This window comes from Geothrix fuzhouensis (genome assembly GCF_024609325.1).
GTDB classification, from domain to species: domain Bacteria; phylum Acidobacteriota; class Holophagae; order Holophagales; family Holophagaceae; genus Geothrix; species Geothrix fuzhouensis.
This window is the reverse complement of sequence record NZ_JANHMQ010000001.1, coordinates 1,424,079-1,450,270: the sequence shown is the minus strand read 5'-3', so window position 1 is coordinate 1,450,270 and position 26,192 is coordinate 1,424,079. Positions and strand designations below refer to the sequence as shown.

31 protein-coding genes are annotated in these 26,192 nt (G+C 67.1%); 8 read left to right on the top strand and 23 right to left on the bottom strand.

Translation table 11 applies throughout. The features are described 5' to 3' along the window. Positions 1–9 precede the first annotated feature (9 nt). From NOV74_RS06595 to NOV74_RS06540, 12 genes are all read right to left on the bottom strand, one after another. Positions 10–276, bottom strand: a complete 267-nt coding sequence (locus tag NOV74_RS06595; protein WP_257310344.1) for a DUF4342 domain-containing protein — start codon at positions 274–276, stop codon at positions 10–12. A gap of 193 nt (positions 277–469) precedes the next feature. After that, complete coding sequence (locus NOV74_RS06590) at positions 470–1,114, bottom strand: sensor domain-containing protein (protein WP_257310342.1); 645 nt, start codon at positions 1,112–1,114, stop codon at positions 470–472. Between the two features lie 147 nt (positions 1,115–1,261). Next, on the bottom strand, positions 1,262–1,621 hold the full coding sequence (locus NOV74_RS06585) for a YciI family protein (RefSeq protein WP_257310341.1): 360 nt from the start codon (positions 1,619–1,621) through the stop codon (positions 1,262–1,264). Between the two features lie 40 nt (positions 1,622–1,661). Then, positions 1,662–2,894 (bottom strand): RNA polymerase sigma factor, encoded by a 1,233-nt coding sequence (locus NOV74_RS06580; RefSeq protein ID WP_306672382.1) that lies wholly within the window; start codon positions 2,892–2,894, stop codon positions 1,662–1,664. A 115-nt stretch (positions 2,895–3,009) separates the two neighbouring features. Continuing rightward, the gene (locus tag NOV74_RS06575; protein WP_257310336.1) at positions 3,010–3,483 is read right to left on the bottom strand and encodes a VOC family protein; all 474 of its coding nucleotides are present in this window, start codon (positions 3,481–3,483) and stop codon (positions 3,010–3,012) included. Continuing rightward, positions 3,480–4,094, bottom strand: a complete 615-nt coding sequence (locus NOV74_RS06570) for a dihydrofolate reductase family protein (protein ID WP_257310334.1) — start codon at positions 4,092–4,094, stop codon at positions 3,480–3,482. The genes NOV74_RS06575 and NOV74_RS06570 overlap by 4 nt, the downstream gene beginning before the upstream one ends. Further along, a complete protein-coding gene (locus NOV74_RS06565; protein ID WP_257310332.1) occupies positions 4,091–4,510 on the bottom strand; it encodes a VOC family protein in 420 nt (139 codons plus the stop codon). The genes NOV74_RS06570 and NOV74_RS06565 overlap by 4 nt, the downstream gene beginning before the upstream one ends. A 35-nt stretch (positions 4,511–4,545) precedes the next feature. Then, on the bottom strand, positions 4,546–4,971 hold the full coding sequence (locus NOV74_RS06560) for a YciI family protein (protein WP_371748418.1): 426 nt from the start codon (positions 4,969–4,971) through the stop codon (positions 4,546–4,548). 232 nt (positions 4,972–5,203) lie between these two features. Next, the gene (locus NOV74_RS06555) at positions 5,204–6,736 is read right to left on the bottom strand and encodes a M14 family metallopeptidase (protein ID WP_257310330.1); all 1,533 of its coding nucleotides are present in this window, start codon (positions 6,734–6,736) and stop codon (positions 5,204–5,206) included. A gap of 22 nt (positions 6,737–6,758) precedes the next feature. Beyond that, positions 6,759–6,965 (bottom strand): hypothetical protein, encoded by a 207-nt coding sequence (locus tag NOV74_RS06550; RefSeq protein ID WP_257310328.1) that lies wholly within the window; start codon positions 6,963–6,965, stop codon positions 6,759–6,761. A 15-nt stretch (positions 6,966–6,980) separates the two neighbouring features. Beyond that, positions 6,981–7,343, bottom strand: coding sequence for a 5-carboxymethyl-2-hydroxymuconate Delta-isomerase (locus NOV74_RS06545; protein ID WP_257310326.1), 363 nt, complete (start codon positions 7,341–7,343; stop codon positions 6,981–6,983). A 36-nt stretch (positions 7,344–7,379) separates the two neighbouring features. Next, positions 7,380–7,670 carry a DUF2164 domain-containing protein gene (locus NOV74_RS06540; protein WP_257310324.1) on the bottom strand — a complete coding sequence of 97 codons (291 nt, stop codon included), beginning with the start codon at positions 7,668–7,670 and terminating at the stop codon, positions 7,380–7,382. Positions 7,671–7,797: 127 nt separating this feature from the next. Between NOV74_RS06540 and NOV74_RS06535 the strand changes: the two genes are divergently transcribed. The 4 genes from NOV74_RS06535 to NOV74_RS06520 all read left to right on the top strand — a co-directional run bounded on the left by NOV74_RS06535 (position 7,798) and on the right by NOV74_RS06520 (position 11,706). Then, entirely contained in the window at positions 7,798–8,817 is a 1,020-nt protein-coding gene (locus tag NOV74_RS06535) for an NAD(P)H-binding protein (RefSeq protein ID WP_257310322.1), read from the top strand. Next, complete coding sequence (locus tag NOV74_RS06530; RefSeq protein ID WP_257310320.1) at positions 8,808–10,061, top strand: MFS transporter; 1,254 nt, start codon at positions 8,808–8,810, stop codon at positions 10,059–10,061. The genes NOV74_RS06535 and NOV74_RS06530 overlap by 10 nt, the downstream gene beginning before the upstream one ends. A gap of 60 nt (positions 10,062–10,121) precedes the next feature. After that, positions 10,122–10,733 (top strand): hypothetical protein, encoded by a 612-nt coding sequence (locus NOV74_RS06525; protein ID WP_257310318.1) that lies wholly within the window; start codon positions 10,122–10,124, stop codon positions 10,731–10,733. A 121-nt stretch (positions 10,734–10,854) separates the two neighbouring features. Further along, a complete protein-coding gene (locus tag NOV74_RS06520) occupies positions 10,855–11,706 on the top strand; it encodes a hypothetical protein (RefSeq protein WP_257310316.1) in 852 nt (283 codons plus the stop codon). A gap of 438 nt (positions 11,707–12,144) precedes the next feature. Here NOV74_RS06520 and NOV74_RS06515 read toward each other — a convergent pair whose 3' ends face one another. Next, positions 12,145–12,723 carry a hypothetical protein gene (locus tag NOV74_RS06515; protein WP_257310314.1) on the bottom strand — a complete coding sequence of 193 codons (579 nt, stop codon included), beginning with the start codon at positions 12,721–12,723 and terminating at the stop codon, positions 12,145–12,147. 42 nt (positions 12,724–12,765) lie between these two features. Then, the gene (locus NOV74_RS06510) at positions 12,766–13,551 is read right to left on the bottom strand and encodes an alpha/beta fold hydrolase (protein WP_257310312.1); all 786 of its coding nucleotides are present in this window, start codon (positions 13,549–13,551) and stop codon (positions 12,766–12,768) included. Between the two features lie 267 nt (positions 13,552–13,818). On the opposite strand from NOV74_RS06510, the gene NOV74_RS06505 reads away from it, so the two are divergent. Then, the gene (locus tag NOV74_RS06505; RefSeq protein ID WP_257310310.1) at positions 13,819–14,295 is read left to right on the top strand and encodes a hypothetical protein; all 477 of its coding nucleotides are present in this window, start codon (positions 13,819–13,821) and stop codon (positions 14,293–14,295) included. Between the two features lie 45 nt (positions 14,296–14,340). Here the strand turns inward: NOV74_RS06505 and NOV74_RS06500 are convergent, their stop codons facing one another. Continuing rightward, on the bottom strand, positions 14,341–15,123 hold the full coding sequence (locus tag NOV74_RS06500) for a helix-turn-helix domain-containing protein (RefSeq protein WP_257310308.1): 783 nt from the start codon (positions 15,121–15,123) through the stop codon (positions 14,341–14,343). Positions 15,124–15,238: 115 nt separating this feature from the next. Here NOV74_RS06500 and NOV74_RS06495 point away from each other — a divergent pair, with 115 nt between their 5' ends. Beyond that, a complete protein-coding gene (locus NOV74_RS06495; RefSeq protein WP_257310306.1) occupies positions 15,239–15,607 on the top strand; it encodes an antibiotic biosynthesis monooxygenase family protein in 369 nt (122 codons plus the stop codon). Here NOV74_RS06495 and NOV74_RS06490 read toward each other — a convergent pair. The 3 genes from NOV74_RS06490 to NOV74_RS06480 all read right to left on the bottom strand — a co-directional run bounded on the left by NOV74_RS06490 (position 15,586) and on the right by NOV74_RS06480 (position 17,895). Further along, a complete protein-coding gene (locus NOV74_RS06490; protein WP_257310304.1) occupies positions 15,586–16,338 on the bottom strand; it encodes an SDR family NAD(P)-dependent oxidoreductase in 753 nt (250 codons plus the stop codon). The genes NOV74_RS06495 and NOV74_RS06490 overlap by 22 nt on opposite strands. Positions 16,339–16,532: 194 nt before the next feature. Then, a complete protein-coding gene (locus NOV74_RS06485; protein WP_257310302.1) occupies positions 16,533–17,066 on the bottom strand; it encodes a hypothetical protein in 534 nt (177 codons plus the stop codon). 373 nt (positions 17,067–17,439) lie between these two features. Beyond that, a complete protein-coding gene (locus tag NOV74_RS06480; RefSeq protein WP_257310300.1) occupies positions 17,440–17,895 on the bottom strand; it encodes an aminoacyl-tRNA deacylase in 456 nt (151 codons plus the stop codon). Between the two features lie 629 nt (positions 17,896–18,524). Here NOV74_RS06480 and NOV74_RS06475 point away from each other — a divergent pair. Beyond that, positions 18,525–19,052 carry a DinB family protein gene (locus NOV74_RS06475; RefSeq protein WP_257310299.1) on the top strand — a complete coding sequence of 176 codons (528 nt, stop codon included), beginning with the start codon at positions 18,525–18,527 and terminating at the stop codon, positions 19,050–19,052. Positions 19,053–19,843: 791 nt separating this feature from the next. Here NOV74_RS06475 and NOV74_RS06470 read toward each other — a convergent pair. From NOV74_RS06470 to NOV74_RS06450, 5 genes are all read right to left on the bottom strand, one after another. Continuing rightward, positions 19,844–20,044, bottom strand: a complete 201-nt coding sequence (locus tag NOV74_RS06470) for a DinB family protein (RefSeq protein ID WP_257310298.1) — start codon at positions 20,042–20,044, stop codon at positions 19,844–19,846. A gap of 1 nt (position 20,045) precedes the next feature. Next, positions 20,046–20,408, bottom strand: coding sequence for a DinB family protein (locus tag NOV74_RS06465; protein WP_257310296.1), 363 nt, complete (start codon positions 20,406–20,408; stop codon positions 20,046–20,048). A 139-nt stretch (positions 20,409–20,547) separates the two neighbouring features. Further along, positions 20,548–21,372: an SMP-30/gluconolactonase/LRE family protein gene (locus NOV74_RS06460; RefSeq protein ID WP_257310294.1), complete on the bottom strand. Its 825-nt coding sequence runs from the start codon at positions 21,370–21,372 to the stop codon at positions 20,548–20,550. Between the two features lie 927 nt (positions 21,373–22,299). Beyond that, positions 22,300–24,834 carry a type I DNA topoisomerase gene (topA, locus tag NOV74_RS06455; protein WP_257310292.1) on the bottom strand — a complete coding sequence of 845 codons (2,535 nt, stop codon included), beginning with the start codon at positions 24,832–24,834 and terminating at the stop codon, positions 22,300–22,302. A 150-nt stretch (positions 24,835–24,984) separates the two neighbouring features. Continuing rightward, positions 24,985–25,833, bottom strand: coding sequence for a DNA-processing protein DprA (locus tag NOV74_RS06450; protein WP_257310289.1), 849 nt, complete (start codon positions 25,831–25,833; stop codon positions 24,985–24,987). A 135-nt stretch (positions 25,834–25,968) separates the two neighbouring features. Between NOV74_RS06450 and rpmB the strand changes: the two genes are divergently transcribed. Continuing rightward, positions 25,969–26,160 carry a 50S ribosomal protein L28 gene (gene rpmB, locus NOV74_RS06445; RefSeq protein WP_257310287.1) on the top strand — a complete coding sequence of 64 codons (192 nt, stop codon included), beginning with the start codon at positions 25,969–25,971 and terminating at the stop codon, positions 26,158–26,160. Positions 26,161–26,192 lie beyond the last annotated feature (32 nt).

The window sequence follows — 26,192 nt, the reverse complement described above, 5'->3', positions numbered from 1 at the left end:
GGGGCTTCGTCAGGGCTCTTCGGTCTTCTCCACCACGATCACCATGCGGGTGACCACGGCGGCCAGGGCGCCCACGGCGGCGAAGACCGGCAGCAGGGCGGCACCCACCAGGCCCAAAGTGAGGGGGATCTCGATGAACGTCTTTCCCTCTTCGTTTTTCAGGATGATCCGCCGGATGTTGCCTTGGTGGATCAGCTCCTTGATCTTGTCGAGCACCTTGCCGCCCTCGAGCCGGATCTCCTCGGTGCGGTTGCGGTCTTTGGTCTCAGTGGTCATGGCGCTCTCCTTTCTGGGGTCCCCAGGTCGATTCCTCTTGAAAGATTTTTCAGCCACTGATTTCAGTGATGACGGTGATTGCGCGCGGCGAGTCTTCCGCATGGGCCCGCCCGTGCTGCCTCGTAGCAGAGAATCACTGGAATCACTGAAATCGGTGGCAAAAAAGCTTTTGATCCCTTCATCCCAGTCCCCCCTAGGCGTGGACCAGCAGGTGGCGGGCCAGCCAGACCTGGAAGCGGCCCAGCAGCAGGGCCAGGTGGAAGGTGAGGGGCACGAGGGCCAGGCCGACCAGACCGCAGAGGGCCGCGGCCAGGCCCGGATGGGCGGTGACCCAGGCGAGGCCGCCCAGGTCCCCGGTGAAGCTGCCGCCGAGATGAAGCAGGCGCAACACTGGCACGGCCAGCAGGCCCAGGCCCAGCGAAAGGGAGGTGACCAGCACCGTGAAGTAGGCGATGCCCAGGGGCATGAGCAGCAGGAAGTAGAGCAGGCTGGTCCAGGTGCGGCGGTCACTGACCAGGGTCTTCAGGCGCGCCAACCAGCCTTCGCCCTCGGGCAGCAGGGCTGGGGCCTCGGCCCCTTCAGCGCCCACCATGGCCTTCAGCAAGTGCACTTCGGCCACGGCGAGCAGCCGGGTGCCGGCCAGGAAAGTCACCGCGAAGGGAAGGCCGATGATGAGGATGGCCAAGCCCAGGCTCAGCGACAGCCCCGTCACGGCATAGGTGAAGGCGAGGATCCCCGTGGCCATGGAGAACACCAGGTAGAGCAGGGTCGTGTAGGCGCGGCGCGTGGCCAGGACCTCGAAGAAGCCGGGATGAGGTGGGGCGAGCAGGGCGGACATGACTCCTCCGGGGACATTCCAATCTACGACCGACCTGGACATCACCAAGGAGGGAACCGGTGAACACCAGGCGGGGATCGGCCAAGGGTCGGCCGGTCGCGGAAGGTCTGGGCCACCAGGGGCGATCCGGCTGCCGAACCGTGGTCTTCAGGTGCCTTCGTAGCAGGGGCCCGTCTCGCGCACCTCGACGGTGGCCCACTCGGCAGCGGGGCAGGTCAGGGCGATGGCGACCGCCTCCTCCCGGGTTTGGCAGGTGAGGTAGAAGAAGCCGCCCACCATCTCCTTGGATTCAGCGAAGGGGCCGTCGAGGAGCGAGGGTTGGCCGTTCCGCACCTGTACGCGCACGGCTTCACGGTCCGAGTGGAGTGAATGGGTGGCCACCAGCAGGCCGCGATTCTGCAACTCCTCCGCGAAGCGCAGCATCCGCTCGTAGACGGCACGCCCCGCCTCCTCGTCACGGAGGGCGCGCTGGTCGCGGGGTTCCAGGATCAGCAGCATGTAGGGCATGGGGATCTCCTTCCGGGTGGGGTGCGGGGCCTGGGTGTGCTCAGCCGCGCTCGCAAGCGGCGGCCCGGTCGAGGAGCAGCTTCCGCTCCCGGGTGTTCCGGGTGAGCCCGGCCGCCCGCTGGAACTCGGCCCGGGCCTCCCCGGCGCGGCCCAGCTTCGCGAGGAGGTCGCCGCGGATGCTCGGGAGCAGGTGGTAGTCCCTGAGTGACGGCTCGGAAGCCAGCGCATCCACGAGCTCGAGGCCCGCTGCGGGGCCAGAGGCCATGGCCAGGGCCACGGCCCGGTTCAGCTCCACGATGGGCGAGGGCATGAGGCGGGCCAGCGCCTCGTAGAGGGCGGCGATACGCGCCCAGTCCGTGTCGGTGGCCGCACGGGCGCGCGCGTGGCAGCCGGCGATGGCCGCCTGCAGCGTGTAGGGGCCCGGGGGGCCACCCAGCGCCTGGGCCAGCGCCAAGGCTTGCTCCAGGGCGGCCAAGCCGCGCCGGATGAGGAGCTGGTCCCACCGCCCGCGGTCCTGGTCGAGCAGGAGGATGGGTTCGCCGCCGGGCCCCACGCGCGCCCGCAGGCGGGAGGCCTGGATCTCCAGGAGGGCCACCAGGCCGTGGACCTCCGGCTCCTGCGGGACCAGCCCGGCCAGGATGCGGCCGAGCCGCAGTGCCTCCTCGCAGAGCCCGGGCCGGATCCAGTCCTCGCCGGCCGTGGCCGAATAGCCTTCGTTGAAGATGAGGTAGATCACCTCCAGCACCGAGGCCAGACGGTCGCGGAGCTCAGCCTGGCCGGGCACCTCGAAGGGGACCCGCGCCTCGGCCAGGGTCCGCTTGGCCCGGACGATGCGCTGCGCGACGGTGGGCTCCGGCACGAGGAAGGCGCGGGCGATCTCTCCGGTGGTCAGGCCTCCCAGCAGGCGCAGGGTGAGCGCGGTCCTGGCCTCGGGCGGGAGCCGCGGGTGGCAGGCGATGAACATGAGCCGCAGCAGGTCGTCCCCGATGGGGTCGTCCAGCTCGGCGTCGAAGGCCTCCATGGCCGTCTCCTGCTGGGCCTCGAGCTCCCGGCCCAGCTCCTCGTGCTTCCGCTCCGCCAGCTTGAGCCGCCGCAGCCGGTCGATGGCCCGGCGCTTGGCCGTGGCCATGAGCCAGGCGCCGGGATTCTCGGGCACGCCCGTTCCGGGCCACTGCTCGAGGGCGGCGACCAGGGCATCCTGGGCGAGCTCCTCCGCCAGGTCCAGGTCGCGCACCATCCGCAGGAGCCCCGCGATGAGCCGGGCGGATTCCATCCGCCAGACGGCGTCGATGGCTCGATGGGCGTCGGATGTCGTCACATGGGAATCAGACCACCTTCACCGGCGGGCCGCAACCTCCGCAGCGGCCGCGCCCGCCGGGAGGTGGCGGTCAGCCTCGGATCGCCGCCTCGATGGAGGCGATGTCGATTTTCCTCATGGGCATCATGGCCTCGAAGGCACGCTTCGCGACCGGGCCGCCCCTGGCCATCGCGTCGGTCAGGATGCGGGGCGTGATCTGCCAGCTGATGCCCCACTTGTCTTTGCACCAGCCACATTGGCTTTCCTGGCCGCCGTTTCCGACGATCGCGTTCCAGTACCGGTCCGTCTCCTCCTGGTCCTCCGTCGCGATCTGGAACGAGAAGGCCTCGCTGTGCTTGAACTGGGGCCCGCCATTCAAGCCGATGCACGGGATGCCAGCGACGACGAACTCCACCACCAGGGTGTCGCCGGCGCTTCCATCCGGGTAGTCGGAAGGGGCCTTCTGGATGGCTCCGAGGCGGCTCTGCGGGAAGGTCTCCGTGTAGAAACGCGCCGCCTCTTCCGCGTCACGGTCGAACCAGAGACAGATCGTGTTCTTGGTCATTTGGATGCCTCCTTTGGCTCATGGTGGCCGGGGCCGCCCTTCAAGGGCCCAGCGGCCTTGTAGGTGTTGAAGAGGATGCCGGACGGAAAGGCCTTCGTGCTGACCAGCTCGAATGAAACGGGCGGGTTGCCCTCGGCGAGGAAGCGCTTCCCCGTGCCCAGCAGGACCGGATAGACGGCCAGCAGGACTTCATCCGCCAGCCCATGCGCGAGCAGCGTGGACGTCAGCGTGGAGCTGCCCGAGAGGATCAGGTTCGGGCCGTCCTGGGCCTTGAGGCGGCGGAGGTCCCCGACGAGATCTGGCCCCAGGCCCTGGAACGGGCCCCACTCGAGGCTTTCCGGACGGTGGGTCGCGACGTACTTCGTGGCCGCGTTGAGGCCATCCGCCATCGGGCTGCCCGGCGCCTTGGGCCAGTAGGCTGACCAGAGGTCGTAGGTGCGGCGGCCCAGCAACAGATCGAAGCTCCCGCCATAGGCGGCCAGCATGGCCTCCCGGCCAGCGGGTGTCCGATAGGGCACGGTCCATTCGCTGTGGCGGAAATCGCCGCCATCGGCGGAGTGCTGGATCACGCCGTCCAGCGAGATGTGTTCGATGATCCGGAGGTTTCTCATTTTGGCTGGTTCTCGTGGGGGACCGCGGCCGGATCCATCCACACCGCCTCCCAGACGTGCCCGTCGGGATCCGTGAAATCGCGGGAGTACATGAAACCCAGATCCTGGATGGGGTTGACGTCCGGCATCCCGCCACTCGCGGCCGCCGCGGCGTTCATCGCATCCACCGCCTCCCGGCTCCCGCAGGAGACGGCCAGCATCACCTCGCTGGAGGTGGAGGGAGGAATGGCCCGCGTGGTGAAGGTGCGCCACTTGGCATGGGTCAGGAGCATCACGTAGATGGCCTCGCTCCAGACCATGCAGGCCGCAGTCTCGTCCGAGAACGCGGGGTTGTTGGTGAAGCCGAGGGATGTGTAGAACACCTTCGACTTCTGGAGGTCGGTGACGGGCAGGTTCACGAAAATCATGTTCGGCATCGGAGGCTCTCCTTGGGGGCGGGGCTGGCGGGGGCCTAGGCCTTATCGGCGATCTGGGCGCGTAGGCGCTCCTCCTGCTCCCGCAGTTCGGGGGTGAACTCGGGGCCGAAGTCCTCGGCTTCGAAGACCTGGCGCAGCTCGATCTCGGCCGATTCGCCCGTGGGATTGGGGCAGCGCTTGATCCATTCCACGGCCTCCGCCATGGACCGGACCTGCCAGAGCCAGAAGCCGGCGATCAGCTCCTTCGTCTCGGTGAAGGGCCCGTCGATCACGGTCCGCGTCGCGCCGGAGAACCGCACGCGCACGCCCTTGGAGCTGGGGTGGAGCCCCTCCCCCGCGAGCATCACGCCGGCCTTCACCAGCTCATCGTTGTAGCGGCCCATATCGGCCAGCAGTTTCTCATCGGGGAGGACGCCTGCCTCCGTGTGCTTGGTCGCCTTGATCAAGACCATGACGCGCATGTTCATGCCTCCTTGGAAGGGTTGGGGTTGGAAAGGTGGCTGCCGCACGGGATGGCGGCAGGCCCCGGATTCTACTCATGCGTCGAACGGGAGGCGGCGAAATCGACAGGCTTTGAAACTTTTTTTGTGATGAATTGCTAAGATCTTTATCCAGAAAGTTAACCAAGTCCATGACCGGGCCGCCCTGGTGCGCGGGCGGCCCGGTCTGGGGACGGCTGGTACCGGGGAGGGCTCAGCCCAGGTGCGGCACCCGCCAGAGGGCCAGCTCCTCGCCCAGGGAGGGGGCGGGCAGCAGGCCGTTCTCCACGGCGCCGTCGTCGCTCTCGGCCTCGCAGAGGTAGGCGGCGATGGCGCCCAGGGGCTGATCCGTCGGCACCAGCGACCAGCCCGCCGGCGCTTTCCGCGAGCCCCGCTGCCAGGACACCGACAGCTCGCCCACCGCGGCGGCCTCAAGGATGGCCCGGCCGCCCTCGATTTCCAGGGCCTCCACCACGGGCACCTGCACCTCGAAGGCGCCCAGGGCTTCCTGCAGGGTGAGGCCATGCAGGCGCAGGTGGGCCGCCACGGGCGGCGGCACCAGGTAGGCCGCCGGGCGGTCCACCACCAGGTTCCCCACGAAGCGGCCCAGGTGGGGGATGGTCACGCTGCTGGGCGCGCCCTCCAGCGTGCGGGGCGTGCGCGTGAGGATCTCCACGGGTTGCGGGAAGGCCTTCAGGTCGTAGCGCACGGCGATGCGGTTCCGCGGCGTGCGGCTCTCCGCCACGGTCTGCACCACCTCGTCCCGGTGGGCCGCCACGTAATTGAAGGTCTCCAGCATGAAGGCGTAGGCCGTGCGGACGCGCTCGGAGAAGGGGATGTACGAGTAGCACTCCAGCAGCAGGTCCATGCGGCTGGTGAGCCCACGGTAGTTGCTGCCGAAGCGCGGGTGGTGCGGGTAGGTCATCCAGCCCTCGCGCACCGGTGCGCCGGGCTCGGCCTCGCGGTCCGCATCCAGGGCCCGCTCGTCCTCCACGAAGTTGCCGTACCAGCCCGCGTCCAGGCCGTGGTTGGCCTTGAGGGCGGCGGTGACGGGCGGCAGCAGGCGGTTCCGCATGTATTCGATGGGCTCGCTTCGCCCGCTCTCCACGGTGTGGGGGATGTCGTAGGTCATGGAGAAGCGGTGCACGGAGCCGTTCGTCGCGTGGTTGTCGATGGTGAGGTCCGCCGCCCAGGGCTGGCACACGCGGGTCTGCAGCAGGCGCATCTCTGCGCCCTCGTACTTCAGGTAGTCGCGGTTCAGGTTGATCTTGGCGGCGTTCACGCGGGTGCCCACGCCGCTGTCCGGGCCCAGCTGGCCGGTGAGCTTCGGCAGGTGCAGCTTGCGGTTGCCGGGATCGATGGCGTCGTTGCCATCGGGGTTGAAGAGCGGCACCACCACGAGGGTGAGCTCCGATAGGATCTGGCCTGCATCCAGGCCGGGCTTGTTCTCCAAGAGGTCGCGCACCAGCATCAGGCAGCCTTCCTTGCCCTCCACTTCGCCCGCATGGATGCCGCTGATGACCAGCACCACGGGCAGGCCTAGGCTGCGGGCCTCCTCGGGGGTCGTCACGCCATGGGCCGACAGCACCAGCAGGGGGAGCTCCCGGCCCTGGGGGCTGGTGCCGAAGCTGGTGATGTGCAGGCGCTTGTCGGCCTTGGCCGCCAGGCCGGCAATGAAGGCCATCACATCCGCATGGCGGCTGGTCTCCTCATAGCGGGTGGCTTCGGCGCGGGTGAGCAGGGGCATGGTGTCTCCTTCCGGACTCGGTTCACAAGCTCCGTTTCAGCACGGCCATTCCCATGTGGGACACGCGGTAGCGCCCGATGGCCCGTTCGCGGATGAGGTCGTGGCGCTCCAGGTAGGTCAGGTCGGCCTCGGTGGCTCCGGCCTTGATCAGGTGGTCCCGGGCCACGTCCGGGTGCTTGGACACCAGCTGGAGCAGCATCAATTGGCGGGGGGTGATGGGTTCGGTCACGGGGGCTCCTGGCCGCTAGCTGGTCTGACGGCGGTAGCTGGCGCGGTGCAGCTCGCTGATCTGCACCGTGAGATTCAGGCGCATGCCTTCGGCGCTGCGGGGGAAGGCCTTGGCGAGGACCGGCAGCAGGGCTTCGCTGAGCTGGGCCTTCACCTCATCCGGGCGCCCGGCCAGCAGTTGCACGTTCAGCGTCACGAAGGCCCGGTCCGGGGCCCCGTCCGCGACGAGGAAGGTGTCGTGGCGGACCACACGGCTCTTGAGGTCCGCCTCCTGGAAGAGTCCCGTGGCCACCAGGGTTCCATGGATTTCCCGCAGCAGGCCCGTCCAGTCGGGCTGGTCGAGGAGGTTGTTGGACGTTTCAAGGATGCAGTGGGGCATGGCGGGTCCGAGGGCTCCAGGGCGAGCTACCGGATGCTAACGCCGATGGTCCGGTCGGCGCTGGATCCGTTTCGCGCCGCCCTTGTCCCAGTAGCTGGTCTCTTCCGCGAAGCAGATGTTCTCCAGGTCCGTCACGCGCTCCTGCAGGCAGGCCTGGGCATCCGCGATGGCCTGGTTGTAGATGGCCGGGCCGATCTCCTTGAGGCAGAAGGTGAGGAAGGTGCCCGCGCCCAGTTCGCCCAGGCTTTCGCCGTATTCCTCGGCCACGAAGCGCTGGATGGCGCCGTGCAGGCGTTTCTCGGTGTCGGGGGAGAGCTTGATGTCCAAGGGGGCCTCGCGGGATCGTCTCTGCCCTCCAGTGTGGCTGCGGTTGACCAGGGAACGAAACGATGACCAGAGGGCCGTCGAGCCCTGGCCGGATGGAGCCCGCGGTTCCACCGGAGTAGAGTCAGGCATGTCCCAGCGGGTTCTCCTCACCGGTGCCACCGGATTCATCGGTCGGAACCTTTATGGTCCCCTGATGGAGGCTGGCCTTGAGGTCCGATGCCTGACGCGAAAGCCCGCCGAAGCCCGGGGCCTCTGGCCGGATCGACGTTGGGTAGGCGGTGATATCGGTGAACCCGCGTCCCTGACCTCGGCCCTGGCGGGCTGCGAGACAGCCTACTATCTGGTCCACGGCATGGGTTCCCATGGGCCAGGCTGGGCCGAAGCGGAGCTCCGCTGGGCCGGGAATTTTGCCCGGGCCGCAGGGTCTGCGGGGGTTCGCCGGATCGTCTACCTGGGCGGTGTGGCCCCCCAGGGGACCCCTTCGGAGCACCTCCTCTCCCGCCTGAAGACCGGTGAAGCGCTCCGAGCCGGCCCGGTACCCACGCTGGAATTGCGGGCAGGCATGATCATCGGCGTCGGCAGTGCCTCGTGGACCATTGTGCGGGATCTGGCGGCCCGTCTGCCCGCCATGGTGCTCCCCGGGTGGCTTTCGTACCGGAACGAACCCGTGGCCCTGGAGGATGTCCTGGCGGCCCTCCTGGCGGGCGCGCACATCGGTCTTCCGGAAAGCACATGGTGGGACATCCCTGGTCCGGAAGCCCTCTCGGGCCGGGAGATCCTCCTGCGCCTGGCGGCCGTCATGGGTCGGAAGCCGTTGCTCCTGAAGATCCCGCTCATCACCCCGCGCCTCTCGTCCCACTGGATCCGGCTGGTGACGCGTGCCGAATACGCGGTCGCCCGCGAGCTGGTCGAAGGCTTGACCTCGGACCTGCTTGCGACCCGGCCCGGCTACTGGGAGGCGGCGGGCCTTCCGCCTCCGGTGGGGCTGGAGGAGGCCGCGCGACGCGCCATCGCCGGCGAGGCCGGGACCCTTTCCCGCGCGGGAAGTGTGGCGGAAACCCTGGCGGGCTGGCTCACACCACGGAAGCATCCCGCGCAGAGGCCCGCGCAGAGGAAGGATCCCCCCGGGGAGGCCCCATGCCTTTGAACACCCGCAGCCAGGTTCCCGCGGGCACTCCCCTGGGCCCGGATGGGCGCCTGCTCTTCGTGACCCGGGCGGCGCGGATGTTCTCGTACGGGTTCCTGTCCGTGGTGCTGGTGCTCTACCTGGCGGGGCTGGGGTTCAGCGAGGCGCGCATCGGCCTGCTGCTCACGCTCACGCTGGTGGGCGATACGCTCATCTCGCTCTGGATTACGCTCCACGCCGATCGCCTGGGCCGGAAGAAGATGCTGCTGGTGGGCGCGGCCCTCATGGTCGGCGCGGGCATCCCCTTCGCGCTCAGCGGCGACTTCACCGTGCTGGTGCTGGCGGCCACCTTCGGGGTTATCAGCCCCTCGGGCAACGAGGTGGGCCCCTTCCTGGCCATCGAGCAGGCCGCCCTCTCCCAGGTGCTGCCCGGGGAACGGCGCACCGGTGTCTTCGCCTGGTACAACCTGACCGGCTCCTTCGCCACCGCCCTCGGCGCCCTGGCCGGAGGCTGGTCCGCCCAGGCCCTCCAGGCTGCCGGTCACGCCCCCGTGGCCAGCTACCGGGTGCTGGTCTTCGCCTACGCTGCCGTGGGGATGGTTCTCGCGGTGCTCTTCACGCGGATGTCGCCGACCGTGGAGGCGCCGCCCGCCGCGGCCCACGCCAGCCGCTGGGGCCTGCACGCCTCCAAGGGGGTGGTGCTGCGCCTCTCGGCCCTGTTCTCGCTGGACGCCTTCGCCGGGGGCTTCGTCATCCAGAGCATCGTGGCCTACTGGTTCCATGTGAAGTTCGGCGTGGCGCCGGGGGCGCTGGGCTCCATCTTCTTCGCGGCCAACATCCTGGCCGGGCTCTCGTCGCTCTATGCCGTGAAGCTGGCGGCGAAGATCGGGCTCATCCGCACTATGGTGTTCACCCACATCCCCTCGAATGTGCTGCTGATCCTGGTGCCGCTCATGCCGACCCTGCCCCTGGCCGTCGCCATGCTGCTGCTGCGGTTCAGCATCTCGCAGATGGACGTGCCCACCCGCCAGGCCTACACCATGGCGGTGGTGGCCCCGGACGAGCGCTCCGCCGCCGCTGGCGTGACCGGCATCGCCCGCACCACCGGGGCCGCCATTTCGCCGGTGCTGGCCGGGCCCCTGCTGGCCGTGCCCGCCCTGGCTGGGGCGCCCTTCCTCATCGCCGGCGGGCTGAAGATCCTCTACGACCTGCTGCTGTACCGGAGCTTCCGCTCGTCGGAGGTCGGCAAGTCGGAGAAGAGTTGAACTGGACAGGGAGTGTCCATCGGATGCGGGAAGACTGGATTCTGCATCCTTGGAGGCCCCGTGGTCGCGCTCATCCTGGACTACTTCGGCGACTGGAGGACCCGCCCCCTCACCTGTCCCACCTGCGGCTGGACGGGTACCTTCGAGGAGGGCTGGACTGAGCTTTATGACGCCTTGCAGGACTGCCAGTGCCCCGGTGAGCATGGCCTGGGGGCCCGGCCCATGCTGGCCGTGGTGCCCCACCCCACCCTGGAGGAGTGGCAGGCTCACGCGGCGCGATTGTCGCCGGGGGAACGGTCCTACCTCGGCCTGATCGAGAGCGGCCGCGACCGCTTCAACCGCCTGAAGCTGCGGATGGCCAGCCAGCTGCCCGACCTGGCGGAGTCCCTGCTGGACCTGGGTTGGGATCAGGAGGGCGAGGACCTGGTGATCCGCCTGGGCCCCCGCGAGATCTGGCGCGAGCCGGTGCGCTACGAGGCCTTATGGCGCTACGAGCAGATTCTCGCCCTGCTCCAGGCCAAGTACGGGCCCCGCCTGCGCGACCTGGCCCCCACGCCCGCCGCCGAGTACCACCTCTACGGCGACAAGACCGCCTATCCCGCGGCCGTCCAGCGCCTGCGGGGCCAGCTCCGCCGAGCATGGACAACCGCAGGCATTCAAACTAAAAGTTAGATACCACCAGGTTTATAATTGGATTAAACAGATCGTTAAATCGTGTTACAACATAAAAATTACTAGGTACGGTCAATGGATTGGGATTAGGCTCGGGGCCGCCCTCTGGAGGTGGGCTTCCATGAACGTTCCACCCGTTTCATCGCGATTCTCCCGGCTGGCCTTCCTCGTGGCCCCAGCCCTGCTGGCGCCATCCTTCACGGCCCTGCAGGCCCAGAGCGGGCCCCAGCCGCCGCCCCCGCTCATGATGTTCTACCGGGAAGAGGTCAAACCCGGCCACGCGGCAGGCCACGCGGTCACCGAGTCCGCCTGGAGCCGGGTGCTCGCCAAGGGCAAGTCCACCGACCACTACCTGGGGATGACCTCGCTGACGGGGCCCTCCGAGGCCTGGTTCATCATGGGCTACGGCTCGTACGCGGATTGGGAAGCCAAGCAGAACGAGGCGGACAAGAACCCGGTCTTCAAAGGGGAGATCGATGCGATCGCCCAGAAGGACGGCGACCACCTCAGCAGTACCCGCAGCTTTCTGGGAACCCTTCGCAAGGATCTGAGCTTCGGCCCGCCCGTGGAGATCGGCAAGATGCGGTACTTCCGGATCCGCATCTTCCGCGTGAAGCAGGGCATGGGCAGGGTCTTCGAGGAAGGCGTGAAGACGGCGCTCGCCGCCTATGAGAAGAGCCATTACCCGGCTTCCTTCGCCTTCTACGAGGTCGCCGCCGGTACCTGGTCGCCGACCTACGTCGCCCTGCGGCCCATGAAGTCCCTGGGGGACCTGGACGGCATGGACGCCGCCGACAAAGCCTTCCAGGAGGCCCTCGGCGAGGAGGGCCGCAAGGGCATGCAGAAGACGTTCACGGATACGGTCAACGGCGTGGAGAATCAGCTCTTCGCCTTCAACCCCAAGCTGAGCTACCCCGCGCCTTCAGTGGTCGCCAGCGATCCCGCCTTCTGGACCCCCAAGCCCGAGAAGTAGGAGGCGAAAGACCCCATGGGGTAGCGGAACCCTGGGCTGAAGATCGCTGGAACCACCGATGTACACCGATAAAAGAATGACCTACAGTACCGTTGAACCTCAGCCCGATGCTTTATAAGACCAAAAGGTTGGAACCACGGATTTTCACTGATGGGCCCCGACCCAACATACATGGGCCCGCCGAAGGCGGCCTCCGGCCCTGCCGGAGGTCCGTGGGGGCGCCAGGCCCGCGCCCTCCGAAAAGGCACGACCCTGGCGCCCCCGCTGGAGCGCATGTTCACGAAGCACACTCCCCAAATGGAACCCGGCTTCCGCTCTAATCTGTGTGAATCCATGGAATCTGTGGATCCAAGGCCTTTTCTGTGCCATCTGCAGGTTCAGCTTTTAACCGGGTTCTCCAGCTCTTATCAGCTTTTAATCAGTGTTCATCAGTGTTCATCAGTGTTCATCGGTGTTCATCGGTGGCTGATTTGCTTTGTCGGTGGACCCTTCAACGTCGGTGGTTCCCGGTTTCGCGAAGCGCTGGGCGCGGAGGTGGAAGTCATCGGTGAACGTGCGGCGGACGGGCGGGGGTGGGGCGGCGTCGGCCTTCCGCTTGGCCTTGCGCACGTACCAGAGACCCCACGCGGCCGGTAGCAGCAGGAGCACCGGGTACTCCAGCAACACGCGCAAGAAGGTGAGCCGGAACTGGGTGGGGCGCAGGCCGTCCGCGTACCACGCATCTAGGATCCACACCTCATCCTCCGGGCGAAGCTCCGCCGCCTCAGCTTTGGCAAGGCGCAGCACCCGTTCCGCGTCGCCGTGCTTCACCGTGACAAAGTCGGTGATCTGGCTGTCCACATCCCGGTCCACGCTGCGCACCTGGACATAGGCCACCCCCGGCCGCTGGGCGTGGCAGAAGGGGTTCAGGGCCAGCAGGAAGACCTGCACCAGCAGAATCCACAGCACCGCGATCACCAGGGCCCAGAGGCCGATGAGGAGGGACCAGCGGACGACGGGGCGGGCGAGGGGCGACATGGGGGGAGTATCCCAGGAAGCGCCGCCCGGTTCACCGCTCCTTCACCGCTCCTGGCTGTTCCTCCCCGGCGCGGCAGCTTCCTCTCGGCGGGTGTCAACCGGAGCCGGCAGGCGGTCCAGGAAGGCGACGATGGCCTGGGTGGCGGCTTCGGGGCGGGTCTGCAGCAGCCAATGGGGGCCGTGGAGGGTGGCGATGTCGAGGGTGGGCAGGTGGGTGCGGAGCCAATCCGTGGCCTCGGGCGGCACCAGCCGATCTTTATCCCCGCGCAGGACCAGGACGGGCACCTGGATGCGCCAGAGGATGGGCGTGTGGTCCACGGACAGCACCGACCGCAGGCGGCCCTTCAGGGTGGCGGCGGGGACCTGGGGCAGCATGGCCCACACTCGGTCCAGCAGCGGCTCCGTGGCCCAGGAGCCCAACAGCAGGTAGCGGATCAGGAACAGGGGCAGTCGCCGGGCGGGCAGCAGCCCGAGCAGCGGTGCCGTCCAGGCCAGGCCAGGCCGGGGATTCCGGGCGAAGGTGCCGCAGAGCACCAGAGCCACCAGGCCCTCCGGTTGTTCGGCGGCCAAGGCCATGGCCACGGGGCCCGAGAAGGATTCCCCCAGCAGGATGAAGGGCCGGTCCCGGGGCAGCTGCACCCGGGCGAAGTGCAGGCAGGCCGCATAGGAGGTCAGGCCCTCCGGGTAGCGCACCACCCGCGTCCTGAACCCGCCGAGGGCCTTCACGAACGGCTCGAACATCAGCCCCGTGCCGTCCATGCCGGGGAGCAGCACCACCAGCGGGCGATCCGCAGGCGTGCGCTGAGGGGCGGGAGCCGGGGGCGACATGATCGCAGTATCCCAGCTTCAGAAGAATCCGTGACCTCGCAGGTTTTTGGCCCAGTCCTGCCAGGTGTCTCCGGATGGCTCGCAGGTAGGCTGGGGCCCCCGTCGTGCGCAGGTCCTCCAAGCTGATCCGGAGCTGGGAAAATCGCTCACGCCACGCGGAATTCTGCCGATAGACGGTGAAAGGTTTTGCAACCCCTGTCCAGACACGCTCTGACCCATTGCCTTCCAACCCCATTTCGAAACCCGTCTCCGGAGGAATCGCCCGTGATGAGGAGTCTTTGCACCTTGATGGCCCTGCTGGGACTCGCAGGGCCTGCGCTGTCGGCGCGTGGTTCGCTCGATGCGGGCCGGGCCCCGGTCTACAAGAAGGCGGCGGCTCAGGATCCCAAGCAGCTGCCCTTCAGCCTCCCCAAGGGCTTCGAGCGTGAGCGCGGCGTGGCCTGGGATGGCAAGATCGGCTGGCAGACCCCGGAGCGCGCCTGGCTGTTCGCCGTGGCGCTGGAAAGGTCCCTTGGGGACGTCATTCGTCCCGACAGCCCGTACCAGCTGAGTGTCACGGTGGTGCGGGTGGAGAAGGGCACGCGGACCTTCGTCGTCGAGTTCGCCATCCAGGACCCGTCAGGGGAAAGCCTCGAGCAGGTTCAGGTGGAAGGCGTCGGCCCCCGCGAGGGTTCGGTCGATGACGTCTTGCCCGCCGTGGCGGGCCAGATCGTCACCACGTTCCAGAAGAACGTGCTCCAGTAGGTCACGCTGCACGCTGAAGCCTGCGCCGGGCTGGCCCTGGCCAGGTCAGAGGCAGAACTCCGCGGCATTGAGGAAAGCCCTTGGCGCCACGCCGACCGCGGCGACGACCTGCCGGATGAAGTGCGCCTGATCGTAGTACCCCGCGTCAAGGGCGAGCCGGGTCAGGGGTGAGCCCTGGCGGTGCGCGCCGATGGCCCGCCGCAGCCGGAGGATGGAGGCCAGCTGTTTGGGGGAGGCCCCGACGCTCCGGCGGAACCGCTTCTCCAGCCCGTCGACGCTCAGCCCGAGGTCCTGCGCGAGGGGGCCGACGCGCACCGCGCCCGGGTCGGCGTGGATGGCTCGCAGCGTCGCCCCCACAAGCGGGTCCGCCTGCCAGGCCTTCCGCGCCTTCCGCACGAGCAGGAACCGTTCGAGGGCGTCCACGCGTTCCCGGTGGCTGCGTGCCGCCCGGATGCGGGCCGAGGCGGTCTCCACCTCCCGGGGGCCCATCAGCTCCTCGAGGGCGATGGTCGCTCCGAAGAGCTGATGCAGCGGTTGATCGAGAAAGGCCCCGGCGCCACCGTCCCGGAACTTCGCCAGGACGAGGCCGCTGCCGGCGCTGGTGAGCATGCGACGGGCGGTGACCCGCAGGCCCGTCATGACTTGATCGGGGACCGCGAGCCGCGAGGGGCCGTCCAGCAGGCTCGAGGATCCGGCGTAGCGGAAGCCGAGGATCAGCCCTGTCTCCGGCACGAGCAGCTTCTCCGTGGCCTCGTCGGCCTCGATGATCTCGAAGGTGCGGATGAAAGGGGCGAGCGCTTCGCCGGGAGCGAAGGAGTGGATCTGCATGGGGTGATCCTACCCCTGCCGGGAGTCGCTGAATTCATACAAGTTCCAAATGGCCGTCGCGACAAGAATCTGAGGGCGGCTCAGGCCGTTCCACCCGCCTCCAAAGGAGCCCCCCATGTCCGACGTCTTCCTCGATCCGAGCCGCGAACCCGGCCTCTACTTCCTGCACGACTGCTTCGTGGTACCCGAGGCCGACCGGGCGGCGTTCACGGACCGAATGGAGCAGAACCTGGCCTTCATCCGCACCCTGCCCGGCTTCCGCGGCCACCTGGTCCTCGAGCAGCGGGACGGCGCTTCCACCTTCAACCTCGTGACCCTCGCCGCCTGGGCGAGCCGCGAAGCCTACGGGGACGCGGGCCGGCAGGTCCGCACCCACTACCAGCGGCTCGGGTTCGACCTGCCTGCGGCCCTGAAGCGCTGGGGCGTCGAGATGGTGCGGGGGACCTACCAGGCCCGCCGCCCTCAGGACTTCCCAGCCGTGTAGCCGCCATCCACCATTAGCAGGGCGCCGGTGGTGAAGCTGGCCTCGTCGCTCAGCAGGTACAGCACGGCGTTGGCGACTTCCTCCGGGCGGCCCAGGCGGCCCAGGGGATGCAGCTCGATGAGGGCCTCGCGGGCGTTGGCGTCCAGCGCCGCCAGCAGCGGCGTGTCGATGTAGCCGGGGCCCACGGCGTTCACGCGTACGCCCTTGGTGGCGGCTTCGAGCGCCAGCGTGCGCGTGAGGTTCACCACGCCGCCCTTCGCGGTGGAGTAGGCCGCCGTCATGGTCTGGCCGAACAGGCCCAGGATCGAGGCACAGTTGACGATGCTGCCTCGGCGCTGCTGGTACATCTGGCGCAGCGCGGCCCGGGCCACGCGGAACACGCCAGTCAGGTTGATGTCGATCACCCGCAGGAAGGCTGCGTCGGTATAGGTGTCCGCGGGGCTCATGCCACCGATGCCCGCGTTGTTAAACACCCCGTCCAGGCTGCCGAAGTGCGCCACCGTATCGCCGATGAGCTGGTCCACCTGGCTGGTGGAGGTGACATCGCAGGGCAGGAAGAGGCAGTGGTCGGGGTGATGCTCGTCCAGCTCCTGCGCGCGCAGCTCGCCCGCGGAGCCGGGCAGATCCGCCAGGACGACCTGGGCGCCCTCTTGCAGGCAGCGTTCCCCAGTGGCCAGGCCGATGCCGCTGGCCCCGCCGGTGACGAGAATGGTCTTGCCTTTCAGGCGCATGGCAACCTCCTCGGTGGCGTGGCAGGGCAAGGCCCCGGGAAGCGCTTTCCCGTTGAGAAACATCTGGGATGGTGGGAAAGCTGGTTCTTCAGCATCGGCCTACCACGGCACCATTCTTCGCTCCGCCGGACACCGGAGCCACAGAATTTTCCAGGAAGGCCCGACCGGCAAGCCGCCGGCCGCGCGGGCCCGTTCTAGGGCCGGGGCCGGATGACGGACCGTAAATAACGGACCACCATGGGCACGATGAACATGGCGCCGAGGACGATCCACATGGTGGTGTTCGGGTCGCGGATGTAGGCGTTCAGGCGCAGGGTCGTGATGGCGATGACCGCGTAGTAGAGCATGTCGCCCGTGATCGCGAACACCCAGCCCATCACGAAGCCATGCCCCGCCGCCAGGGCCGAGGCGCGCCCGGTCATGGGGTCCACACCGAAGGCGATCATGACGAGGGCGAAGGGGCCCGCGCCGGTGCCGCCCAGATGGGCCGTGCTGCGGGCCATGGCCTCCTTCAGCGCCGCGCCAAACCGCGCCAGCACGGGGACTTTCCCCGCCAGGAGCACGAGCAGCCGGAGGATCGGTTCAAAGGCGAGGGCCAGCACCACATCGGACGCGAAGTACAGCCCGGCAGTCAGGGGCCAGGCCAGACCCTTGGCCCGGGCGAGCAGCACCCCAGCGGGGATGCCGCCCCCGACGGGAAGCAGGAAGAGCAACAGCACAGGCCACATCAAGGGATGTTAACCCGCCTGCGATGCAACCCAGGGGATGGCCCTGGGTGGATGCGGATTCCTGAACTGGCGTGGCGTGGGTTTCGTCGATCTCAACTGCTGTTTGCCACCGATTTCAGTGATTCCAGTGATTCGCTGCGACGAGGCAGCATGGGCGGAGCCGGGGGCGCCGCCGCCGTGCCTTTTGGGAGCGCGGCAACGGCGCCCCCGGTTCCCTTCCGGCCCAGCCGGAAGCCGCCTCTGGCGGGCCCATGCGGGGAACTCGCGGCGCGCAATCACCGTTCAACACTGTTTATCACCGGCACATTCATCTTGTTCATTGGTCTCAGGAGACGCTTCCCCGCCCTGCCTGGTACCGGAATGGGCCGCCGCGCTACATGTCCACGAGCTTGGGGTGGGCCAGGCGCTCGAAGTCCTTGTAGGACATGCGGATCAACTCGGTGTGGGAGCCGGCGTTGAAGGCGATCTCCGGGTCGGCCGCCAGGTGCGGCTCCACGTAGACCGGCATGCCGTACAGGTTCCCGAAGGGCGGCATGGCGCCGGGCTCGCACTCCGGGAAGTCGCCGATGAACTCGCGTTCGTCGGCCAGCTCCGCGGACATGGCCCCGGTGGCCTGGCGCAGACGCTCCAGGTCCACCTTCCGGTCGGCAGGCACCACGGCCATGGCGAGCTGGCCGTCCAGGTTCACCACCACCGTTTTGGCCATCTCCTTGCCTTTGATGTGCGCGGCCCCCGCCACCGAGGTGGCTGTGAAGGCCAGAGGATGGGGAATGACCTGGTGGACCACCCCATTCTTGGTGAGGAATTCCTTGAGCTTGGTCATGGGCATGGCAGCCTCCTCGGACCGAGAGCGACCCAAGGATGGGTCCGGGAGGCTGGAGGTGCCATCAGCGGGAGGCAAAAGGCCAAAGCTGGAACACCGATGAACACCGATAAAAGTTGATGAACACCGATAAAGCAGAATTGCCTTTTTGCCACCGATTTCGGTGATTTCAGTGATTCCCCCGCGACGAGGCAGCCTGGGCGGAGCCGGGGGCGCCGCCGCCGTGCCTTTTGGGAGCAGGGCCACGGCGCCCCCGGCTCCCTTCCGGCCTGGCCGGAAGCCGCCTCCGGCGGGCCCAGGCGGGAAACCCGCGGCGCGCAATCACCGTCATCACTGGAATCAGCGGCTGAATTTTCTTTTATCGGTGTTCATCGGTGGCTCCGCACTCTTTTTCTCCGGTGTCGTCCCGGGGCTGAAAAGCATCCATAAGCGGAGGGAAGCGGAGTGGCAGAGGAGAGCGGAGAAAAGCATGGAACGAATCCATTTTTCTCCGCTTTCCTCAGCTCCTCCGTTGTCCTCCGCTTCATCTGATCCTTTTCTCCCTGGACCTCGCCGTTGACCGGGAAAATCGCGGCACCCCTTCCGTGGGCCGCCGTTCCTGGGTAGGCTCGGTCCCCCCCTGCAAGGAGGACACCATGGCCACCGTCCAGAATCCGCAGGAAGCTACCGCCGCCTACCGGAAGAAGGTGCTGGGATTCCTGGGAAACCAGGATCCGCTCAAGGTACTCGGCACGACGGGGGACATGCTGGCGGGCATCGTCTGGGATCACGCCGGGAAGCGCCTGCAGACCCGGCCCATCGCGGGGAAGTGGACGCCCTGCGAAGTCATCGGCCACCTCTGCGACTGCGAGTGGGTCTACGGCTACCGCACCCGGCTCATCCTGTGCGAGGAGAACCCGGTCATGCAGGTCATGGACCAGGATCAGTGGGTGGTGGGGCAGCGCTACAACGAGCGCGACCCCCGGGAACTCGTCGAGCAGTTCCGCGCCCTGCGCCCCCACAACCTGCGCCTCTGGCAGAGCCTGACGCCCCAGGACCTTGCGCGCGCCGGCCAGCACAGCGAGCGCGGCCCCGAATCCCTGGGCCAGCTCCTGCCCATGCTCGCCGGCCACGACCTCCTGCACCTGGACCAGCTCAAGCGCCTGCTCATGGCCATCCTGTAGCCGCGGGATTGGTCATTCGACCCTGAAAAGACTAAAAGCGGGAACACCGATGAACACCGAAAAGGCATGATGAACACCGATAAAGCAGAACTGCTTTTAGCCACCGATTTCAGTGAGTCCAGTGATGCTCTGCGACGAGGCAGCCTGGGCGGAGCCGGGGGCGCCACCGCCGTGCCTTCTGGGAGCGCGGCCACGGCGCCCCCGGCTCCCTTCCGGCCCGGCCGGAAGCCGCCTTCGGCGGGCCCAGGCGGGAAACCCGCGGCGTGCAATCACCGTCATCACTGGAATCAGCGGCTGAATATTCTTTTATCGGTGTGCATCGGTGGCTCCGCACTCTTTTTCTCCGGTGTCGTCCGGGGCTGAAAAGCATCCATAAGCGGAGGGAAGCGGAGAAAAGCATGGAACGAATCCGTTGGCCTCCGCTTCATCTGATCCTTCATCCCTGGGGCTCGTCGTCGACCGGGGAACAGGGCGGGGCCGCCGATCGCTTGGTGAGCCACCAGCCTTCAGCTGACAGGACTGGGCGGCGTCTCCTGCCAACTGCTTTTCGCCACCGATTTCAGTGATTCCAGTGATTTGCTGCGACGAGGCAGCCTGGGCGGAGCCGGGGGCGCCACCGCCGTGCCTTCTGGGAGCGCGGCCACGGCGCCCCCGGCTCCCTTCCGGCTAGGCCGGAAGCCGCCTTCGGCGGGCCCATGCGGGAGGCTCGCGGCGCGCAATCACCGTCATCACCGGGATCAGTGGCTGAAATGTCTTTTATCGGTGTCCATCGGTGTTCATCGGTGGCTGATTCAGCTTTTTGTCTTGGATGCGGTGGCGAGCTGCTCTTCGGTGAGGCCGAAGAGGGGGGCGACGGGGCGGCCGCGGAGGCTGGCCATGAGGTAGAGCTGGCCGCGGTGGTGGGCCTCGTGCTCGGCCATGGCCCGCAGCCACTTCCAGGGAGGCTCCGACTCCGCGACGAAGGAGCGGGAGTGCCCTCCGGGGGAGGGCACGTCAGGCGGAGGCCATCTGGGCCCCGGCCGGGTTCACGCAGGGGGCCAACAGGTCGGCGTCGGTGAGGGCGCCGAAGATGGCCATGGCTTCGGCGTGACAGGCGTCCACGTAGGCGCGCACGCCGTCCAGGCCCGAGGCCAGGTCAGCCCCGTGGCCCGGGTACGCGCTTGGGCGGCCCTGCACGTTCTCCGCGTACATGAAGCGCTCCAGCCCCGCCAGGTGGCGGAACAGGTCGCCGAAGGTGAAGGCCCCGGGCACCGGCGCCCACTCCAGGTCCTCGGGCCCCAGCGCTTCCAGCACCCGCACCGTGCGGGACCGGGCGTTGCGCCAGTAGGCGAGGAAGGATGAGGTGTCCTGGAGCATGGGTGGAGTATTCCAGGAACGGGGGCAGCCATCCGAATGTCTGAATCAGCCTCGGATGAACACGGATGGAAAAGCTACCTAACGATATTCGGCTAACCAGAATGGCGTGGTGGATCTTTTCCATTCCCAACCTAGGTGCCTAGTGATTTGGGTCTTGGCGTGGGGGGTTGCATAGTTCTATTTTGACCAAGCTCGGCACCCCATTCATCGATGAAAAGAAATTGGCGAGATACGCAGTGAGCCTCTCACCTCGACCCATCACGATGGCCGGTGTGGTCGGGTATCCCAGGTCCTTGTCGATGAGTACCTCTATGGCTCCGTCCTCTGCCAACCGGATCAACTGGCCTCCATAAGCGCAGGCCACATAAATATCACCAGCGGGACCAAGGGCGACGCCGTCAGGACCATTCAGACCCGAAGCGAACACTGAGGGTTCTCCCGGCGTCCCATCTGGATTAATGGATACCTTGAGGATGGTTCCCTTATCGGTATTGGCCACAAAGAACGTGCCGTTCTTGAATGCGATTCCATTCGCCCCGAATACCCCATTCGGAGGCGGGACTAACTGATCGTGAGCCAACCAAAGGGTGGCCTCGCGTTGGCCTTTGGCGACCTTCCAGATGCCTCCATTGATGGATTCTGTGATGAACAGATCACCACGGTTATCGAAGGCAAGGCCATTAGGACAGTAGATTTCATCAGGGTTCATCGGGACGGTCAGTTCAGAACTTCCATCGGGTCTCACCGTGTAGAGCCCATGCCTCGCGGGTTCCATGAAGTTCAACATCGCGATCCAAAGGTCACCGGTCTGGGCGAATTCCATGCCCAAGGCGCCCGCATAGGCCGCATCGGGATTGTACATATCGTACAGGTGCGCGAAAACGCTGGTTTCACCCCTCGGTGTGATGCGATAGACGTCGAAGGTGACCTGATCGGAGGTGTAGACGTTGCCGTTGCGGTCCACGGTGACCCCTTCACACCAGCCGCCCGGGACATCCAAGGCCGTTTGGACCGGGCCCGGTTCACAATCCCTGGGGGTCCATAGGGGCGGCGTGGGTTTGACCCTGAGATCCAGGTACGCTTTGCGAAGGGTATTCAAGTGATGTGTGGCTCGACCAATGGTCGCTGGGCTGGGCCGAAGGGCACTCGTTTGCCCAAAGATAATGCACGGGGTGGCGAGGCCCAGGATGAGCGTTGTCATGAATTTGTTCATTGGATCCTCCCTGGTGGGTTGTGAGGCGCGTGCCTCTGTTCCATCGAAAAACCGGGATGATTTCCCCCTGCGGCTGATGCAGAGCGAAACCCCATTTTTCAGGACCAGGCAGTAATGTACGGTCGACAATTGGTTAATCAAGATTTGTTTATAAAATGATGCCTATTTTTTAATAGACTACAAGCTCCAAAATCCTTCATGTGTAGAACGGTGAGGCAGGACGCCCCACTTGTGGTGGCCAAGAGTGCCCTCCACATGCGCCATCCCCGCCGTGAAGGACTTCTAGAAGGCGCTGCGGCGGGAGGCAGCCGTTATCGCTCCAAACCAGGCGCCAATGACCCAGCCGCCTTCCGAAGTCTTTCCACCGGCCCCGCGTCCCACACACCATCAAAGACCACCCACCCGGGAGGCGCAGGGATCGACTCGTGCTGGGAGGTGCTGTGCCTCAGCCTGGGCTGGAACCTTGGACCATGTTTGGTCGATTGAGATGAATTGCAGGATCCGCCTGGATGATGGTACGCCCGCCCAAGCTCTGCCCGAACGGGGACGATTTTCCTGGAATGTGCTAAAGGTGCGGTATCAACCATTAGGCCACCGGGTGAGGGTGGCCTAATGGTTGTATTGATGGAGCCATCTACAGGATTCGAACCTGCGATCTGCTGATTACGAATCAGCAGGTCATCCCATCGGCTCTTCATGCCCGCACTTGGGGCAGATGAGGACCTGGATGGGGTCCTTGCCCCTGGGCTTCCGGGTCTTCTCGCCCATGCTGGGGTTCTTGCAGGCGGGGCAGGTGACGGGGACGGGCTTGTCCCAGGCGGTGTAGTCGCACTTGGGGTAGTTCACGCAGCCGTAGAAGATCTTGCCGAAGCGCGTCTTGCGGGGGCTGAGGCCGCCGCCGCACTTGGGGCAGGGCACGGCCAGGATCTCCTTCTTCACCGTCTTGCAGGTCGGGTAGTCGATGCAGCAGATGAACTCGCCGTAGCGGCCGTGACGCTTCACGAAGTCCTTGCCGCAGTTGGGGCACTTCTCTCCGATGGGCTCGTCCGGCGGCACGGGGATGCCCTTGGGATCGGCCTTCACGATGCCCTTGCACTTGGGGTAGTTGGGGCAGGCCCAGAAGGGGCCCCACTGGCCCTTGCGGAGGTTCATGGGCGTGGTGCCGCAGAGCGGGCACTCCGGCGCGTCCTCGGGCTCCTCCATCTTCTCGAGGTCCGCCGTGTAGTCGCACTTGTCCTTCTCGGCCTCGGCGCTGTAGTTGGTGCAGCCCACGAACAATCCGTTGCGGCCGATGCGCTTGAGCAGCACGCCCGGGTGCTTCTTCCGGTCACCGCACTTGGGGCACTTCTCGCCCGTGGGCACGCCGGCCTTCAGGTTCTGCATGTCGGTGCCGGCGGCGGCCAGGGCCTGCTCGAAGGGGCCGTAGAAGTCCGTCATGGCCTTCTTGAAGGTGAGCTTGCCGTCCTCGATGAGATCGAGGTTGCCCTCCATGCCCGAGGTGTACTTGCTGTCCAGCAGGCGGGGGAAGCCCTGGATGAGCAGGTCCGTGACCACCATGCCCAGCTCCGTGGGCCGGAAGCGGCCCTCGTGCTTCTTCACGTAGTCGCGGTCCTGGATGGTGCTGATGATGCTGGCGTAGGTGGAGGGGCGGCCGATGCCGTCCTCCTCCAGCTCCTTCACCAGGGTGGCTTCGTTGAAGCGGGCGGGGGGCTTGGTGAACTGCTGGTCCGCGTCGAGCTGCTCCAGCTTCAGGGCCTCGCCCAGCTTGAGGGCCGGCAGCAGGGCCTCGTCCTCGTCCTCCTCGTCGCCCTTGGTGGCGTCGGCGATGGACTCGGCGTCGGTCTCGGCCTTCTCGGCGCGGTAGACCGCCAGCCAGCCGGGGAAGCGCTCGATCTCGCCCTTGGCCTCGAACAGGGCCGTGTCCTTGCCCAGCTCGGCTTCCGTCTGCACCACCGTCTCGTCGAAGCGGGCGGCCTCCATCTGGCAGGCCATGGTCCGCCGCCAGATCAGGGCGTAGAGGCGGAACTGGTCCGGCTCCAGGTGCCCGCGCAGGCTCTCGGGGGTGCGGGTGATGTCCGTGGGGCGGATGGCTTCGTGGGCGTCCTGCGCCCCGGCCTTGCCCAGGTAGATGCGGGCCTTGGGGGGCAGGTACTCCTTGCCGTACCGCTTGGCGATGAACTCGCGGGTGGCCTCCACGGCCTCAGGGGCCAGGCGGGGCGAATCCGTGCGCATGTAGGTGATGAGGCCCACGGGGCCTTCGCCGAAGTCCGCGCCTTCATACAGCCGCTGGGCGTTCTGCATGGTGCGGCTGACGCTCATCTTCAGCTTCTGGGCCGATTCCTGCTGCAGCTTGGCGGTGGTGAAGGGGGCGGCGGGGTTGCGCTTCTTCTCCTTGGTTTCCAGGCTGGTGACCTTGTAGGCGGCCTTCTCCAGCTTCGTCTTGAGGTCTTTGGCCTGGGCGGCATCGGCCACCCGGCGCTTGGTTTCCTTGTTGCCCAGCTGCAGGGCCTCGCCGCCCACCTTGACCAGCTTCATCCAGAAGCTGGGCGGCAGCTTGGCGGCGAACTTGGCCTTCAGCACCCAGTACTCGACCGGGTTGAAGGCCTGGATCTCGCGTTCGCGGTCCACGATGATGCGCGCGGCCACGCTCTGGACGCGGCCGGCCGACAGGCCCCGGCGCACCTTGTCCCAGAGCACCTGGCTGACCTTGTAGCCCACCAGGCGGTCGAGCACGCGGCGGGCCCGCTGGGCGTCCACCAGCTTCTTATTAATGACCGTGGGCGCCGCCATGGCCTTGGCGATGCCCGTGGGGGTGATCTCGTTGAACAGGACCCGGCTCACGGGCAGGGTCTTGGGGGGCTTGATGGCCTCCAGCAGGTGCCAGCTGATGGCCTCGCCTTCGCGGTCAGGGTCGGTGGCGAGCACGATCTCGGAGGCGGACTTGGCGGCGGCCCGTAACTCCTTGACCACCTTCTCTTTGGCCGGGCTGATTTCGTATTCTTCCTGGAAGCCGTTCTCGATATCCACCCCCAGCTTGCGGGGCAGATCCCGGATGTGGCCCACGGAGGCCATGACCTTGTACCCCTTGCCCAGGTACTTGGTGATGGTCTTCGCCTTCGAAGGGCTTTCGACGATCACGAGCTTCTGGCCCTTCACGACGGGCTCGGCGGGGCTCGGTGAACTCGCATCGTCTTGCTTCAGCTTCCTGGCCACGGGGGAACTCCTAGGGGGCTAAGCCGCCACGTCAAAACCATGTTTCCGTCTCAAACAGAGTGGCGGCAGAAGGCGCCGAATCAGGGCCGCCAGAAAAACGCTGGCTGCCCTGAACGGCCCCTAAGGATGGAACCTAAGGGCAGAGGTTTGTCAAGTGACCGGGGTAGGGCCAAGGTCTTCGAGCAGGTCGGCAGGTGATAGGCAAATGCGTGCGGCGCCTTCCCTTAGCAAGGCGTTTGGACCCTCGGCGGAAGGATCTTCCGGTGACCCGGGGCAGACCCAGAGCTCGCGGCCGAGGTCGAGGGCGAGGCGGGCCGTGACCAGGGAACCGGATCGCAGCCGGGCCTCGGTGACGAGGACGCCCTCCGACCACGCCGCCAGCAGCCAGTTGCGCCGGGGGAAGTGCCATTTCCGGGGGGGCGCCTCGGGCGGAAAGGGGGTGATGACCCCGCCCCCGGTCGCCACCATGCGGTCCATGAGGACGCGGTGTTCCGGGGGATAGGGATGATCCAGCCCCGAACCCATGACCCCCCAGGTCGCGGCCAGGCCGGTGGTGGCCTCCAGGGCTCCCACATGGGCGGCGCCATCGATGCCCCGGGCCAGGCCCGAGAGCACGGCCACGCCAGCCTCCGTGAGCGCCTTGGCCCAGGCCCGGGTGCGCTCCAGCCCGCGCCGGCTGGCCACCCGGCTGCCCACGATGGCAAGGCGGTGGCCGCCTTCGGGCGGCAGCGTCCCCCGCACCCAGAGGGCCACGGGGTAGGGCAGGGGCGCCAGCAGGGCGTCCACCCCCGGATCCCCCGGCAGCAGCAGGCGGGCCCCCCGGTCCAGGGCCTCCTGGCGGCGGCGGGGCAGGTCGGACGCCAGGTGGGCCAGGGTGTCGGCCTGCGTCGCGGTCAGGGTGGGCTCGACTTCGGCCTGGAGGGCCGCCCAGGCCGCGGCCTTCTGGCGTTCCGGCCAGTCCAACACGGTGAAGGCGAGGGCCCAGAGGGCGAGGTCCATGCAGGGGTCCGGTAGGATGGAGGCTATCCTGGCCACCTGAAGTGGTGGAGCGCAAGGGCTTTCCCCTTGCTTTCCCTCCCCGCACGGCTACACTGGTTCTCTTGGTTGTTTTCATCTTTGGTTCGTGAGGTTCCCATGTCTCGTCAATGCGAAATCTGCGGTAAGAAGCCCCAGTTCGGGAACAACGTCTCCCACTCGAACAACGTCACCAAGCGCCGGTGGAACCCGAACATCCAGCGCGTGCGCGCCCTGGTGGGCGGCGCCCCCAAGCGGCTGCGCGTCTGCACCTCCTGCATCCAGGCCGGCAAGGTCCTGAAGGCGGTCTAACGTCAGGCACAAACGCGAAGCGGCGGCCATTT

Excerpts from the sequence above, each read along its gene's own strand:
- NOV74_RS06595 (WP_257310344.1), bottom strand. The coding sequence starts at position 276 with ATGACCACTGAGACCAAAGACCGCAACCGCACCGAGGAGATCCGGCTC.
- NOV74_RS06590 (WP_257310342.1), bottom strand. The coding sequence starts at position 1,114 with ATGTCCGCCCTGCTCGCCCCACCTCATCCCGGCTTCTTCGAGGTCCTG.
- NOV74_RS06585 (WP_257310341.1), bottom strand. The coding sequence starts at position 1,621 with ATGCCCTACATGCTGCTGATCCTGGAACCCCGCGACCAGCGCGCCCTC.
- NOV74_RS06580 (WP_306672382.1), bottom strand. The coding sequence starts at position 2,894 with ATGGAATCCGCCCGGCTCATCGCGGGGCTCCTGCGGATGGTGCGCGAC.
- NOV74_RS06575 (WP_257310336.1), bottom strand. The coding sequence starts at position 3,483 with ATGACCAAGAACACGATCTGTCTCTGGTTCGACCGTGACGCGGAAGAG.
- NOV74_RS06570 (WP_257310334.1), bottom strand. The coding sequence starts at position 4,094 with ATGAGAAACCTCCGGATCATCGAACACATCTCGCTGGACGGCGTGATC.
- NOV74_RS06565 (WP_257310332.1), bottom strand. The coding sequence starts at position 4,510 with ATGCCGAACATGATTTTCGTGAACCTGCCCGTCACCGACCTCCAGAAG.
- NOV74_RS06560 (WP_371748418.1), bottom strand. The coding sequence starts at position 4,971 with ATGCGCGTCATGGTCTTGATCAAGGCGACCAAGCACACGGAGGCAGGC.
- NOV74_RS06555 (WP_257310330.1), bottom strand. The coding sequence starts at position 6,736 with ATGCCCCTGCTCACCCGCGCCGAAGCCACCCGCTATGAGGAGACCAGC.
- NOV74_RS06545 (WP_257310326.1), bottom strand. The coding sequence starts at position 7,343 with ATGCCCCACTGCATCCTTGAAACGTCCAACAACCTCCTCGACCAGCCC.
- NOV74_RS06535 (WP_257310322.1), top strand. The coding sequence starts at position 7,798 with ATGTCCCAGCGGGTTCTCCTCACCGGTGCCACCGGATTCATCGGTCGG.
- NOV74_RS06530 (WP_257310320.1), top strand. The coding sequence starts at position 8,808 with ATGCCTTTGAACACCCGCAGCCAGGTTCCCGCGGGCACTCCCCTGGGC.
- NOV74_RS06520 (WP_257310316.1), top strand. The coding sequence starts at position 10,855 with ATGAACGTTCCACCCGTTTCATCGCGATTCTCCCGGCTGGCCTTCCTC.
- NOV74_RS06515 (WP_257310314.1), bottom strand. The coding sequence starts at position 12,723 with ATGTCGCCCCTCGCCCGCCCCGTCGTCCGCTGGTCCCTCCTCATCGGC.
- NOV74_RS06510 (WP_257310312.1), bottom strand. The coding sequence starts at position 13,551 with ATGTCGCCCCCGGCTCCCGCCCCTCAGCGCACGCCTGCGGATCGCCCG.
- NOV74_RS06505 (WP_257310310.1), top strand. The coding sequence starts at position 13,819 with ATGAGGAGTCTTTGCACCTTGATGGCCCTGCTGGGACTCGCAGGGCCT.
- NOV74_RS06500 (WP_257310308.1), bottom strand. The coding sequence starts at position 15,123 with ATGCAGATCCACTCCTTCGCTCCCGGCGAAGCGCTCGCCCCTTTCATC.
- NOV74_RS06495 (WP_257310306.1), top strand. The coding sequence starts at position 15,239 with ATGTCCGACGTCTTCCTCGATCCGAGCCGCGAACCCGGCCTCTACTTC.
- NOV74_RS06490 (WP_257310304.1), bottom strand. The coding sequence starts at position 16,338 with ATGCGCCTGAAAGGCAAGACCATTCTCGTCACCGGCGGGGCCAGCGGC.
- NOV74_RS06485 (WP_257310302.1), bottom strand. The coding sequence starts at position 17,066 with ATGTGGCCTGTGCTGTTGCTCTTCCTGCTTCCCGTCGGGGGCGGCATC.
- NOV74_RS06480 (WP_257310300.1), bottom strand. The coding sequence starts at position 17,895 with ATGCCCATGACCAAGCTCAAGGAATTCCTCACCAAGAATGGGGTGGTC.
- NOV74_RS06475 (WP_257310299.1), top strand. The coding sequence starts at position 18,525 with ATGGCCACCGTCCAGAATCCGCAGGAAGCTACCGCCGCCTACCGGAAG.
- NOV74_RS06465 (WP_257310296.1), bottom strand. The coding sequence starts at position 20,408 with ATGCTCCAGGACACCTCATCCTTCCTCGCCTACTGGCGCAACGCCCGG.
- NOV74_RS06450 (WP_257310289.1), bottom strand. The coding sequence starts at position 25,833 with ATGGACCTCGCCCTCTGGGCCCTCGCCTTCACCGTGTTGGACTGGCCG.
- rpmB (WP_257310287.1), top strand. The coding sequence starts at position 25,969 with ATGTCTCGTCAATGCGAAATCTGCGGTAAGAAGCCCCAGTTCGGGAAC.